Source organism: Cupriavidus sp. 2TAF22 (assembly GCF_052115045.1).
Classification (GTDB): domain Bacteria; phylum Pseudomonadota; class Gammaproteobacteria; order Burkholderiales; family Burkholderiaceae; genus Cupriavidus.
Genome location: NZ_JBFRFX010000002.1, coordinates 147,830 through 160,484, shown reverse-complemented (window position 1 = coordinate 160,484; position 12,655 = coordinate 147,830). Strand labels below are relative to the sequence as shown.

Sequence of the window (12,655 nt, the reverse complement as noted above, 5' to 3'; positions counted from 1 at the left end):
ATGAGTGAAACCATGCCCCACGTCGCCATCGATACCGCCTATCCCGGCAACCTGTTCATGGTGGTGGCACCTTCCGGCGCAGGCAAGTCCACGCTGGTCAACGCGCTGCTGGCGCAGGATTCGGCCATCCGCCTGTCGATTTCCCACACCACCCGCGCGCCGCGTCCCGGCGAGCAGGATGGCCGCGAATATCACTTCACCACGGTGGATGCCTTCCGCGCGGCGCGTGACCGCGGGGAGTTCCTCGAGTGGGCCGAGGTGCATGGCAACTACTACGCCACCTCGCGCGTCTGGATCGAGCAGCAGATGGCCCAGGGCAACGACGTGCTGCTGGAAATCGACTGGCAGGGCGCGCAGCAGGTGCACCAGCGCTTCTCCAACGCCATGGAGATCTTCATCCTGCCGCCGTCGCTGTCAGCGCTCGAGGAGCGCCTGAACAAGCGCGGCCAGGACGAGCCCAAGGTGATCGTGCGGCGGCTGCTTGCCGCGGGCAGCGAGATGGCGCACGCCTCCGAGTCGGACTACGTCATCATCAACGAGGTTTTCGAGCAGGCACTGGAGCAGCTGCGCTGCGTGATCCGTGCAACCCGTCTGCGGTTTTCATCGCAGAAGGCACGCCACACCGAGCTGTTCATCGAGCTCGGAATTCATTGAGCCGGAGCGCGCGGGAACGTTTTTTGCCGCGTGCTGTAAAATAGCCGGCATCGCATAGGTTTTGTCCCAAGGTGGATTTGATATGGCGCGTATTACCGTCGAAGATTGTCTGAAACACATCCCGAACCGTTTCGAGCTCGCGCTCGCGGCGACCTACCGGGCCCGTCAGCTGGTGCAGGGTCACACACCCAAGGTCGAGGCCAAGGACAAGCCCACCGTGGTGGCGCTGCGCGAGATCGCCTCGGGCCAGGTCGGCATCGAGATGCTCAAGAAGGTACCTACCTGATCTTCGGGCGGCCGTGGCCAGTCTTCGCAATGCGTACCTTTGCATTCAGCACTTGCTGCATCTGCTAACGTACCTGTCCGCGAACACGATTGCACAGCCAGATTTCAGAGGCCGCCCTTATGTCTTCATCCCAGCCTTCTCCTCCTGCCGCAACGGCGAGCCCCACGGCCGCGCCGGCGCGCTCGCACGGAGAAGGGCCTGGTGATGCGGGCGGCGACGCAATGCCGCCCGTTCCGCGCAAGCGTGCCGGGAGCGGTCAGCCGAACGTGACCGCACGCACAGGCGCTCCCAATCTTCCTGATCCGCTCGGCGACAATGTCGTTGGCGAGCGTGGTGTCGCGCCCGCAATGGGCTCGGGCAAGGGCAGGGCCGCGCACGCCGCGGCCGAAGGCGAGCTGAACGAGGCGCCTGTCGCAGCCGCGTCGGGCGACGCGTTGTTCATCGACGCAGTGCTGGCGCAGTCCTACCGCCACTTCTTCGGTCCTACCTCGCAGCCCGCGGTGCCGCCGCGCCAGCAGGTGATCTCGATCACCCGGCTGATGGAAAAGCTCGCCTACCTCAAGCCGGTCGACCAGGCCATCGTGCGCGAGGCCTTCCAGTTCTCCGACGAGGCCCACCTGGGGCAATACCGGCAGAGCGGCGAGCCCTACATCACGCATCCGGTGGCGGTGGCCGAGCTGTGCGCGGACTGGAAGCTCGATGTCCAGTCCATCATGGCGGCGCTGTTGCACGACGTGATGGAAGACCAGGGCATCACGAAGAGCGAGCTGGCCGAGAAATTCGGCCCGAAGGTGTCGGAACTGGTCGATGGCCTGACCAAGCTGGACAAGCTCGAATTCCAGAGCCGCGAGCAGGCGCAGGCGGAAAGCTTCCGCAAGATGCTGCTGGCCATGGCGCGCGACGTGCGGGTGATCCTGGTCAAGCTGGCCGACCGCACCCACAATATGCGCACGCTCGATTTCGTGCCGCCCGAAAAGCGGCGCCGGATCGCGCTCGAGACCATGGAGATCTACGCGCCGATCGCGCACCGGCTCGGTCTCAACACCACCTACCGCGAACTGCAGGAACTGTCCTTCAAGGTCGGCTCGCCGTTCCGCTACGCCACGCTCGAAAAAGCGGTCAAGGCCGCGCGCGGCAACCGGCGCGAGGTGGTCAGGCGCATCCTGGAGACGGCGCAGAAAGCGCTGGGCGACGCGGGCATCGTGGCCGAACTGTCCGGGCGCGAAAAGACCCTGTACAGCATCTACCGCAAGATGCACGACAAGCAGTTGTCGTTTTCGCAGGTGCTGGATGTCTATGGTTTCCGCGTGGTGGTGGAAACGCAGATGCATTGCTATATGGCGATGGGCGCGCTGCATGGCTTGTACAAGCCCATGCCGGGCAAGTTCAAGGACTATATCGCCATCCCCAAGATCAACGGCTACCAGTCGCTGCACACCACGCTGGTGGGTCCGTTCGGCACGCCGGTGGAGTTCCAGATCCGCACGCGCGACATGCACCAGATCGCGGAAGCCGGCGTGGCCGCGCACTGGATGTACAAGCACCAGGCCGACCAGGCCAACGACATCCAGCAGCAGGCCCACCAGTGGCTGCAGTCGCTGCTCGATATCCAGAGCCAGACCGGGGATTCGCAGGAATTCCTCGAGCACGTCAAGATCGATCTGTTCCCCGACGCGGTCTACGTGTTCACGCCCAAGGGGCATATCCGCGCGCTGCCGCGCGGCGCCACCGCGCTTGATTTCGCCTATGCCGTGCACAGCGACCTGGGCAACCAGTGCGTCGCGGTCAAGATCAACAACGAGCTGCTGCCGCTGCGCACCGAGCTCAAGAGCGGCGACATCGTCGAGGTGGTGACGGCGCCGTACTCCAAGCCCAACCCGGCGTGGCTGGCGTTCGTGCGCACCGGCAAGGCGCGCGCGGCAATCCGCCACTATCTCAAGACCACGCGGCTCGACGAAGCCATCCAGCTCGGCGAGCGCCTGCTGGAGCAGTCCGCGCGCCAGCTCGGCATCGAACTGAAGGCGCTACCGCAATCGGTATGGGACCGCATGGTGCAATGGACCGGCAACAAGCACCGCGAGGACATCTTCGCCGACCTGGCGCTGGGGCGGCGCGTGCCCGCCGTGGTGGCCAAGCGCATGGAAATCCTGTTGCAGGAACTGTCCGGCGATGTCGACAGCGCCTTGCTCGCCGCGGTGCAGACCTTCGCCGGCGACGAAGCGCCGGCGGTGCCGATCACCGGCGACGAAGGCATGTCGATGATCTTCTCGGCATGCTGCCGCCCGATTCCCGGCGACTCCATCGTCGGCTACCTGGGCAAGGGTGAAGGCCTGCAGATCCACGTGCAGGACTGCAAGGTGGCCAAGCGCCTGCACAGCAAGGATCCCGAGCACTGGATCGACGTGATGTGGGCGCGCAAGACCACGCGTGCCTTCGATGTCTCGATCAAGGTGATGGTGCGCAACGTCAAGGGCATCGTCGCCCGCGTGGCGGCGGACCTGACCTCGGCCGACGCCAACGTGGCGCACGTCGCGATGGAGCAGCAGGAGGGCGGCCACCAGGAAGCCACCTATATGCAGTTCATCATCCAGGTGCAGAATCGCCTGCACCTCGCGAACGTCATGCGGGCGCTCAGGCGCAATCCCGACGTGATCCGCATCTTCCGCGACCGCAACGACAGCTGACGTGCCTGCGGCCGGGGTTCACGCCTTGTCCGGTTGCGCAGCGGCCCGCGCCGGGTAGCGGACTTCCAGGATATCGATCTGCTCGACTCCGCCGGGCGTGCGCAAGGGGACGGTGTCGCCCTCGCGCGCCTTGATCAGCGCGCGCGCGATCGGGGAGATCCAGCTCACGTGGTTGCTGTCGAGGTCCACCTCGTCCATGCCGACGATGGTGATGGTGGTTTCCTCGCCCGCCTGGTTGGCGTAGGTCACCGTGGCGCCGAAGAAGATCTGGTCGTTGTCGCCCTGCAGGGAGGCGTCCACCACCTCGGCCTTGTCCAGGCGCCGGGTCAGGAAGCGGATGCGGCGATCGATCTCGCGCAGGCGCTTCTTCCCGTAGTGGTAGTCGCCATTCTCCGAGCGGTCGCCGTTGGACGCCGCCCACGACACGATCTGGACCACCTCGGGGCGTGCCGCATCGATCAGGTGCATCAGCTCGTCGCGCAGGCGCTGGTAGCCTTGCGCCGAGATGTAGTTCTTGCTGCCCGGCGGCAGCGGGGTTGCGCCTTCGGGGAGGTCGTCGTCCTCGTCGTCGGACGACTCTTTGACAAATGCCTTGTTCATGGTGTGAATCACTTCGAGAGGGCTCTCATTATAGAAAGTCCGGGTGCGCTGTCAGAAAAAGCGAAAAAAAGCACAAAGGGGGTTCACAAACTCTGAAAGTACGATATAATTTCCTTCTCGAGTGCGGCTGTAGCTCAGTTGGATAGAGTACTTGGCTACGAACCAAGGGGTCGTGGGTTCGAATCCTGCCAGCCGCACCACCTATTAAAAGGGCTTCCAGAAATGGAAGCCCTTTTTCATTTCTGGCTCCATTTTCTGCATTTCCGGGCTCCGTTTCCGGATCTGCTTGTCCCGCCCGAACTCCCCGATCCCCTCCCCGGTTCCGCCCATTCTACGTCGGCCTCGCTTCCGGCAATGCGCGCGCTCGCGCAAGCGATTCAGAGTCTTCGCATCGCGAGGGGGATTGCGGATCGCTAATCTCTGATCCGGCGCGCAACCGATGCGCGCTTGTCTCTCGATCGCTTCCGCGCAGCCTTGCTTCCGGCAGTTCGTGCAGGGCGATCGCATTCTCCGAACGCATCCCTTGGGAGCTTCCTCGATGCGACCTTTGCCCTGGTTCGTTCTTGCCTTGCTGTTTGCCATGCTGGCGGGCGCCGCCCGGCGCCCGCCACGTAGCCGCATTTCGTGTGTGCCACTGCCTGCGCCGGCTTGCCGCCCGGCTGGCAGGGGCAAGCCGCGCGGCGGCATTGCCGGGGGCGGCCCGATGCAGGCTCACGGCGAGCGTGCGTGCGGCTTGCTGCTTGGCCTGCTCCACGACGGACGCTTCGATGGCGACGTGCGCGGGCTCGGCACAGGTGCCGAGCCGCGCGCGCAGGCCCATGCGCTTGCCGATGGCTGGCATATCCATACGCCCGGCGAAGCGCGGGGCACGCTGGCCTGGTTGCTGGAGGAGGGGCATCGCGCGTTGTATCCACAGGTTTGCCGGATCCTGTTCACCGCGCCGCGCGCGGCGCGCGAGCGGGAGATCGTGCTGCTTGACCAGTTCTTCGATCCCGTGCGCCTGGCGCGGTGCATCGACAATCTGGAGCGAGCGCTGCCGGGGCTGCGCGCGGATGGCTTCGTCGCCTCGGGTGAGGACCTCGCTCGCGGCGTGCTGGCATGGGACATGAGCCGCGCCGTCCATGTCGCGCGCATGGCCTATGACTGCGGGATGCAGAGCGAAGTGCAGGCCTGGGCTGTGATCGAGCGCGCGGCGGCACAAGTGTTCGCRCAGTTCGCGTCGTGGGAGCATGTCATGCATAGCTATCTGCTCGGGCGTGCGATGTGGGGCGGCCCCGATGGCGGGCTCACGCACCATATGTCGTTTGCGAGAGCCTGCATCGACGATCCCGCCAGCCCCTGGCGCGCCACGCCTTACCCCGGCCGTATCGCGATGTAGGCCTACGCCGCCTTGCTTGCCCGCGACGCGCGGGCTAGGCTGGAGCGGAGGCGCGGCGCTTGTGCGCGGTGCCCGACGACAGGCAACCGGGGAGGATTTCATGAGCAATTCGGACTGGCGCGTCGAAGCCTATCGCGGCATGGATGTCTATGTCCTGGTGTCCCAGCAACGGACCGACGGCGTCGCCTCCGTCGGCGGTCTGGGCGAATGGCGCTACGAGGTGAGGGTGGCCCAGGAGGGTGCGGATCCGTCCGATGCGGGCGACACCGAGCGTTCGTCGGGCGACGGCGTGCCCTTCGCAAGCCGGCGCGCGGCCGAGGAGGCCGCTTTTGCCGCGGGCTACCAGATAGTCGACAAGCTCGTGGGGCGCGCGGAGGGGTAGCGCACGCATTGCTTCAAGCCTGGCCGAGGTCGCGCGGAGCCTCTCCAGGCGGCTTGGCGTGCCTCGGGGCACACTTCCCAGTGTTATTGCAAATTGCACAACATCGCATATCACGTCGTGATATGCATTCTTCTTCTGCGTTTGATCGCGATCATGATGGCGCATTGTGGGGCGCCCTACTCTGAAGCTGAAGCACGTGGCCTGTTCCGCGTGCAGCAGCACGGAGGTGCCATCATGCCGGAGTTCAACGGCTACAAGATCATCTACGAAGTCCAGTCGCTGCCCAAGGCGAAATGGGCAATCCTGGTCGAGGTCATCCGCACGCTGGACGGCGCGGTGGTGGCGAAGCGCCATAATCCGTTCCCGCTCCAGACCTTCGGTGCCAAGCTCGAAGCGCTGGACCAGGTCAATCGCTATCTCCAGGAATTGCTGGGAGGTCTGGCCGCCAGCGCACGCACGCCGCGCGGCAAGGCCTAGCCGAATTGCGTCGATCTCCTGCGCGCGGCCTTGCGCGCAGGCTCCAGACCGGCAATCTCAGCGCCGCCCCCGTCCGCCTCCGCTGCGCCCGCCAGGGCCGCCAACGCGTCCCGAGCCTCCGCTCCAGCTACCGCCGCCGTGATAGTAGCCATGTCCCATGCCGTGATAGGGGTAGCCACCACGATAGTGATACCAGCCGTGGCCGGGTCCGCGGTAGCCATGAGAGTGGTAGCTGTAGACGACGGCACCGCCGTAGAAACCGCCGTAGAACGGCAGCGGATAGTCATAGTCGTAGCCATACCCATACCCATAGCCGACCGGCGGATACGCGACGCCGGGCTGGTAGAAGCCGTAGGGGTCGTAGGGGCTGTATGGGGAATAGCCGTAGCCGTTGTCGTAGGTTGCGCAGGCGCCCAGCGATAACAGCGGGAAAGCCAGTAGCAGGCGGAGCAGGGCGCGGCGCATGGTGCGTTCACTTCAGCATTGGCTGCCCGGCGGACACCGGGCGATAGCGATTAGAGGCCGCCATGGCCCGGGAGGTTCAGCGCCGCGGCGCCGGGCAAGGACGCTGTGCCGGCTTCAGGCTGGCATCCTGGCGAGTTCGGCGGCACGCGCGAACGTATCGCGCACCTGCGGCTGGTCCTCGCGCTGCGCGGCCTCGGCGCGCGCATCGAGGCGCTCGACCAGCACACTCAGGTTGTTGCCAGCGGGTGCCGTCTTGCTCGCCGCGCACTGGCGGGCGGCTTCCTGCACGAGTTGTCCGAGTTCCTTGGCGATGTCGGCGCCGTCGAAGGCGCTGATCGACAGGGCGGAAATCTGCTCGAGGTAGAGGTTGACCAACGCTTCGTCGTGTACCGGTTCGGGCATTTCCGTCTCCTTCACATGATGGCCGGGTGAGCTTCATTGTAGTGGCCGGGCGGAGACCCGGCTGTCGGAGCGAGGCCTACAGGAAGAGCCGCATCCATCACCGTGGCCTGCTTGCGTGGCCCATCTTGCTCCAGATCAAGTATGCATTAAATGGAAATGATTCCTATTTGAGTGGCGGGGTGCTTTCTCATACAATCGGCGCTCGCCCGTCACGGCCAATCCCCAACCTTGCCCACTGTCTTGCCGAGGTACCCGAAATCATGATGCTGCAGATCCCCGATGTGCTGACGCCGGCCCAGGTGGCCCAATGCCGCGAACTGATGGACGCTGCGCAGTGGACCGACGGCAACGCCACCTCCGGGCACCAGTCGGCGCTGGCCAAGCGCAATCTGCAATTGCCCGAGGGCTCGCCGGTGGCGCGCCAGGTCGGCGACCTGATCCAGGACGCGCTGGGCGCCAATGCGCTGTTTTTCTCCGCCGCCCTGCCGCTCAAGGTCTATCCGCCGCTGTTCAATCGCTACGAGGGCGGGCATGGGTTCGACAACCATGTCGACAATGCCATCCGCCATCTGCGCGGCACCAGTTTCCGCATTCGCAGCGACCTCTCCGCGACGCTGTTCCTGACGGCACCCGAGGACTACGACGGCGGCGAGCTGGTGGTGGAGGATACCTACGGCCAGCAGCGCGTGAAGCTGCCGGCCGGCCATATGGTGCTGTATCCCGCCACCAGCCTGCACCACGTGAGTCCGGTCACGCGCGGAGCGCGCGTGTCCTCATTCTTCTGGATCCAGAGCATGGTGCGCGACGATGGCCAGCGCTCGGTGCTGTTCGAGTTGGACACGCAGATCCAGCGCGTGGCGCGGGCGCTGAGCCATAGGGAACCCGCCGTGGTGGGACTGACCGGGGTCTATCACAACCTGCTGCGCCGCTGGGCCGATGCCTGAGCCGGGAGGCGGAAAATGGGGCAGCGGGAGGGATGGCAGCGGGGAGGGAGATGCGGGGCGGGTACCGGATCTTTCGAGGCCGGCGCCCGCCGCTACGCTTCGGGCCGGTTGCCGGCCAGGGCGCTGCAGTGATGGAAAGCGGTGATGGTGAGCGGCTATTCTCGATCGCGCCGCTGCGGGGGCAACGGCACCATGGCAACACGCCGTCGCGCGGGTTTGAGGGCGCGGGTGGGCCAGAAGACGTAGGTGGTATGCGGATCCATCGGCTTGCCGAAGTAGGACACCCACACCTGCACGCCCTGTTCGGTTTCGGCAACGATTGCGGCCACTGCGCGGGCCGCGACTGCGGGAGACTTGAGCAAGGTGGCCAGTGCTTCGACGCCTTGGACTACGTGGTGTTTGACACCGCCGAACCACGCATACTGGCGCATGGCTGACAACAAACGCTTGGTCATGGACGCTAGTGTTTGGTTAGTGGAATTAGTGAGACAGGAGCTTACCCGCTTTGTTCAGCGCCAGGCGATGGGACTTGTCTATCGCTTTCCCTGAGTCATCGGACTACGTGCCGGTCGTGCGCCGCATTGACAAGCCGATGCGCGCGGATTAGCGTCGTCATCAGGACTGTCATGTCCGCCGGCCGTTTCCAGGAGCTTGCCGATGACCGAAGAGATGCTGATGCAACTGATGGTCGAAGTCGAGAAAGAGGACCCGATCGATTACGCCGACCTGCCCTTCGACGATGCCACGCTGCGCGGCCTGGTGTGCCGCCTGGTGGCGCAGCGCTCGAGCGCGATGGAGTCCGCGGGCATGCGTGCGGACGACCTCCTCGCCACCATGTGGGCGTCCACCGCCAAGCTGGTGCTGGAGAACATGGTGCTCAATGCGCGGCTGCTGACGCTGCAGGGCCTGCCCGACGATGCCAGCGCACTGATCGAACGCATCGCCCGCCAATCGCGCGGCAATTCCTGAGCGCGGCCACGCTGGCTCCGTGCCGGCCAGGCGTGCCTTTTAAATCTCATTCGGCAGGGCGACTGCCGTTTCGCTACACTACGGGTTTTCGCCCCCGCCGCTGCGCCGTTCCCCGTCCCGGGCAACGGCGCTTAGTGTTGCTGATTTGGAGGATTTTCGGGTGATCAAGTGGATAATCGTCGCGGCGTATCTGGGCGCGGTCCTTTACGTGCATTTCCGCGGCAAGGTGAGGTTGCGCATCTGGCGCCAGCTGCTGGATCATTCGGCGCTGGTGGCGCCGGTCAACTGCTTCATGTACATCTTCTCCGGCGTGCCGCGCACGCCGTATATTCCCGTCGACCGGTTCCCCGAGCTCGAGAAGATCCGCGCCGCCTGGCCGCAGATCCGCGACGAAGGGCTGGCGCTGGCCGCGATGCGCAAGATCAAGGCTGCCGAGAAGAACGACGACGCGGGCTTCAACTCGTTCTTCAAATACGGCTGGAAGCGTTTCTACCTGAAATGGTATGAGGCGCGCCACCCGTCCGCCGAGGTCTTGTGCCCGCGGACGGTGGAACTCCTGCGCGGCCTGCCCAGCGTGAAGGCGGCGATGTTCGCCGAGCTGCCGCCCGGCGGCAAGCTCAACCCGCACCGCGATCCGTTCGCCGGTTCGCTGCGCTATCACCTCGGCCTGGCCACGCCCAACGACGACCGCTGCTTCATCGAGGTCGACGGCGAGCGCCATAGCTGGCGCGACGGCCAGGGCGTGGTGTTCGACGAGACCTACCTGCACTGGGCGGAGAACAAGAGCGACAGCAACCGGCTGATCCTGTTCTGCGACATCGAGCGCCCGATGCGTTTCGGCTGGGCCGGCAAGGTCAATCGCTGGATGGGTCGCAAGGTCATGACCGCCGCGAGCTCGCCCAACGAAGAAAGCGACCAGACCGGCATGATCAACCGGCTGTTCCGCATCGTCTGGGTGGGCGGGCAGTATCGCCGCCGCTTCAAGGCCTGGAACCGCCAGGCGTACTACGTGGTCAAGTTCGGCCTGATTGCCGCCGGCGTGGCGCTGATCGTGTATCTCTGAGGAAGCATCGGCGAGGCCGGCGCGGCGAGCGCCGCGCCTCGTCTCCCAGGCAGAAGGGCCGGCATTCGCCGGCCCTTCTGCCTTCTGTCTCCTGTCGTCCGCGCGCCTGCGCCGCGCCCTCGCTGTCTCAGCGGCGCCGGCGCTCGCGCTCGTCGTCCAGCGCCTCGTAGTAGGCGCGCTTGGCCTGGTACATGCGCGCGTCGGCAAGCTTGATCGCGTCGCTCAGCCGCTCGCCGATATGGCAGGTGGCGGTGCCGATCGACAGGCTCAGCGCGGTGCCGGGATAGAACTGGTTGTTGAGCTCCACCACCTGGTGGATCTGTTCCATCACGGTGGCCACGCCGCGCTCGTCGCGTCCCGGCAGCAGCACCATGAATTCGTCGCCGCCGACGCGCGCCACGCAGACCTGGTCGCCCACGGCCTTCTTCAGCGCCTCGCCGGTACGGCGCAGCAGCGCGTCGCCGTCGCCATGGCCAAGCTGGTCGTTGACCTGCTTGAGCCCGTTCAGGTCCAGCGCGATCACGCTGACCGGCCACGGCCCCTTGCGGCCCAGGCGCGCCAGCTCATCCTCGTAGTAGGCGCGGTTGTAGAGCTTGGTGAGCACATCGTGCTTGCCGAGGAATTCCACGTAGGCCTCGGCCTTCTTGCGCGCGGTGATGTCGGTCAGGGAGACCAGCACCTGGTCCCAGTCCGCCTCGTGGCCCGGAAAGACCGACCACTGCATGAACACGTCGACCGGCCGGCCATCCAGCGCGTAGTTGACGACCTCGCGCTGCTGCCACAGCCTTTCGTTCCACAGGTCGATCAGCTGCTCGGCGAACTGGATGCGCATATTGTCGCGGAACACATCGCCCAGGCGCGACAGCAGCTCTGCCTTGGACGAGGCGCTGAACATCAGGAGCGTCTGCTGGTTGACGTCGAGCACGCGGATTTCCTGCATGCAGCGCGAGATGAAATCGGGATGCACGTTGAGGAATGTGCGGAAATCCGTGATGCCCGCGCCGCGCACTTCGTCCAGCAGCAGCTTGACGGCGCTGAAGTCCTCCACCCACAGCGAGACCGGCGAATGTTCGAACAAGCCAAGCGCGTACTGCTCGCTGCGGCGCAGTTCGCGCTCGGTGGACACACGCACCGTGATGTCCTCGATGGACAGCAGTACGCGCGCCCAGGTGTCTTCGTGGCCGGGCATGACGGTCGCCTCAAGGCGGATGTCCAGCCGCTTGCCTTCGAGCGTGTAGTTGACGGTCTGGCTGGAAAAATGCAGCCCGCCGTCCCATAGCTGGCCAAGCTCCTCGACATGCTGGTCGAACATGTCGTCGCGGAAGACGGTGTCGAGATTGCTGACCAGGTCGGCCAGGTCGGAGGCGCGGAACAGGTCCAGCGTGCGCTTGTTGACGTCCAAGACGCGGATCAGCGCCGAGCACCGCGCGACCTCCCGCGGATGCTGGCGCAGGTAGCTGCGCAAGTCAGTGATGCCCCGTGCCCGCAGGACCTGGAAGTACTCGCGCACCGCGCTGAAGTCTTCGAGCCACAGCGAAACCGGCGCGAGCCGGAACAGGGTCTTGTATTCGTCGTCGATGCGCGACGCGTCGCTGGTGGCCGTCAATGTGTTTTTCTCCCTTTCCCGTTGGCGCGCCGGGCCGGCTGACCCGGTCGTCCGGGCCTTTGCCGGACCGCTGCCATGCGCGCACCGCCGATAGCATAGGGCAGCGGGGAGAAAAATGGGGAGGTGTGTGGCGTAAAAGCCTACGCGCAGCCGGGGGCCTTCCGTGTCGCGTTCGCGGCCACTTCGCGGCCACTTCAACGCCGCCTCGCGGCGACTCAGGCCTGGCGCGAGAGTTCGGCAATGCGGGCCGGCGCAAAGCGCTGCGGCGCGTTTTCCTGTTCGGCGATCAGTTGCAGCGTGGCTGCCTGCAGCAGCGAGCCGGCAGTCAGGTGCGAAGCCAGCTGGCGCAGCTCGTCGAGCTTGCCGCGGGCCGGGGCTTGGATGGAAGTCATGTCGCGCATGGTCTGCTCGGGAACAGCGGCCATGTTAGCGGCGACCGCGAACGCCTTGCTTTGCGCATGGTCATGTTCCGTGCGCGCGGCGCCATCGTCGCCGGTGTCCGGGCCGGGCCTGGCCGGCCTCGCTTCGGCGCGCGCCTTGCGGTGTGCCTGGTCGGCACGGCGCGCGGTGCACAGGCGCAGGGCCGAGCCGATCGAGTCTGCAGCGTGGGGGAGGGAAGGGAGTGCCATCTTTTCTCCTGGTAGGCGTCTTGCCACCTTCGGCAAGGCTCGCCAGTTTGCCGGCTGCCTCCGCCCGCGCCCAGCACGCTGCGATGAATGGCGGAATCGGTGGCGTGAACGGCGGG

The 12,655-nt window shown here is 65.6% G+C and carries 15 protein-coding genes and 1 tRNA gene; 10 read left to right on the top strand and 6 right to left on the bottom strand.

Features of this window, described 5'->3' with window-relative positions:
* The 3 genes from gmk (at nt 1) to AB4Z48_RS03265 (ending at nt 3,624) form a co-directional block, all read left to right on the top strand.
* On the top strand, nt 1–654 hold the full coding sequence (gene gmk / locus AB4Z48_RS03275; protein ID WP_441612430.1) for a guanylate kinase: 654 nt from the start codon (nt 1–3) through the stop codon (nt 652–654).
* A gap of 82 nt (nt 655–736) precedes the next feature.
* The gene (rpoZ, locus tag AB4Z48_RS03270; protein ID WP_006578656.1) at nt 737–940 is read left to right on the top strand and encodes a DNA-directed RNA polymerase subunit omega; all 204 of its coding nucleotides are present in this window, start codon (nt 737–739) and stop codon (nt 938–940) included.
* Between the two features lie 266 nt (nt 941–1,206).
* A complete protein-coding gene (locus AB4Z48_RS03265; RefSeq protein ID WP_441612429.1) occupies nt 1,207–3,624 on the top strand; it encodes a RelA/SpoT family protein in 2,418 nt (805 codons plus the stop codon).
* Nucleotides 3,625–3,642: 18 nt separating this feature from the next.
* Here the strand turns inward: AB4Z48_RS03265 and greB are convergent, their stop codons facing one another.
* The gene (gene greB, locus AB4Z48_RS03260) at nt 3,643–4,224 is read right to left on the bottom strand and encodes a transcription elongation factor GreB (protein ID WP_441612428.1); all 582 of its coding nucleotides are present in this window, start codon (nt 4,222–4,224) and stop codon (nt 3,643–3,645) included.
* Between the two features lie 123 nt (nt 4,225–4,347).
* Here greB and AB4Z48_RS03255 point away from each other — a divergent pair.
* From AB4Z48_RS03255 to AB4Z48_RS03240, 4 genes are all read left to right on the top strand, one after another.
* Nucleotides 4,348–4,424: transfer RNA gene (locus AB4Z48_RS03255), tRNA-Arg, on the top strand.
* A gap of 428 nt (nt 4,425–4,852) precedes the next feature.
* A complete protein-coding gene (locus tag AB4Z48_RS03250) occupies nt 4,853–5,602 on the top strand; it encodes a DUF1266 domain-containing protein (protein ID WP_441612427.1) in 750 nt (249 codons plus the stop codon).
* Between the two features lie 100 nt (nt 5,603–5,702).
* Entirely contained in the window at nt 5,703–5,984 is a 282-nt protein-coding gene (locus AB4Z48_RS03245) for a hypothetical protein (RefSeq protein WP_441612426.1), read from the top strand.
* A gap of 234 nt (nt 5,985–6,218) precedes the next feature.
* Entirely contained in the window at nt 6,219–6,461 is a 243-nt protein-coding gene (locus AB4Z48_RS03240; RefSeq protein WP_441612425.1) for a hypothetical protein, read from the top strand.
* Nucleotides 6,462–6,518: 57 nt separating this feature from the next.
* Here the strand turns inward: AB4Z48_RS03240 and AB4Z48_RS03235 are convergent, their stop codons facing one another.
* Together AB4Z48_RS03235 and AB4Z48_RS03230 are read right to left on the bottom strand one after the other, a co-directional pair.
* Nucleotides 6,519–6,926, bottom strand: a complete 408-nt coding sequence (locus tag AB4Z48_RS03235) for a hypothetical protein (protein WP_441612424.1) — start codon at nt 6,924–6,926, stop codon at nt 6,519–6,521.
* Between the two features lie 114 nt (nt 6,927–7,040).
* Nucleotides 7,041–7,328 carry a hypothetical protein gene (locus AB4Z48_RS03230; RefSeq protein ID WP_441612422.1) on the bottom strand — a complete coding sequence of 96 codons (288 nt, stop codon included), beginning with the start codon at nt 7,326–7,328 and terminating at the stop codon, nt 7,041–7,043.
* Nucleotides 7,329–7,588: 260 nt separating this feature from the next.
* Between AB4Z48_RS03230 and AB4Z48_RS03225 the strand changes: the two genes are divergently transcribed.
* Entirely contained in the window at nt 7,589–8,272 is a 684-nt protein-coding gene (locus tag AB4Z48_RS03225; RefSeq protein WP_441612421.1) for a Fe2+-dependent dioxygenase, read from the top strand.
* A gap of 155 nt (nt 8,273–8,427) precedes the next feature.
* Here the strand turns inward: AB4Z48_RS03225 and AB4Z48_RS03220 are convergent, their stop codons facing one another.
* Nucleotides 8,428–8,727 carry a hypothetical protein gene (locus tag AB4Z48_RS03220; RefSeq protein WP_441612420.1) on the bottom strand — a complete coding sequence of 100 codons (300 nt, stop codon included), beginning with the start codon at nt 8,725–8,727 and terminating at the stop codon, nt 8,428–8,430.
* A gap of 202 nt (nt 8,728–8,929) precedes the next feature.
* On the opposite strand from AB4Z48_RS03220, the gene AB4Z48_RS03215 reads away from it, so the two are divergent.
* Nucleotides 8,930–9,241, top strand: coding sequence for a hypothetical protein (locus AB4Z48_RS03215; protein ID WP_441612419.1), 312 nt, complete (start codon nt 8,930–8,932; stop codon nt 9,239–9,241).
* Between the two features lie 160 nt (nt 9,242–9,401).
* On the top strand, nt 9,402–10,304 hold the full coding sequence (lpxO, locus tag AB4Z48_RS03210) for a lipid A hydroxylase LpxO (protein WP_441612418.1): 903 nt from the start codon (nt 9,402–9,404) through the stop codon (nt 10,302–10,304).
* A gap of 127 nt (nt 10,305–10,431) precedes the next feature.
* On the opposite strand, the gene AB4Z48_RS03205 is transcribed toward lpxO, so the two are convergent.
* Together AB4Z48_RS03205 and AB4Z48_RS03200 are read right to left on the bottom strand one after the other, a co-directional pair.
* Nucleotides 10,432–11,910 (bottom strand): diguanylate cyclase domain-containing protein, encoded by a 1,479-nt coding sequence (locus AB4Z48_RS03205; RefSeq protein WP_441612417.1) that lies wholly within the window; start codon nt 11,908–11,910, stop codon nt 10,432–10,434.
* 215 nt (nt 11,911–12,125) lie between these two features.
* Nucleotides 12,126–12,539 (bottom strand): hypothetical protein, encoded by a 414-nt coding sequence (locus AB4Z48_RS03200; RefSeq protein WP_441612416.1) that lies wholly within the window; start codon nt 12,537–12,539, stop codon nt 12,126–12,128.
* Nucleotides 12,540–12,655: the final 116 nt, after the last annotated feature.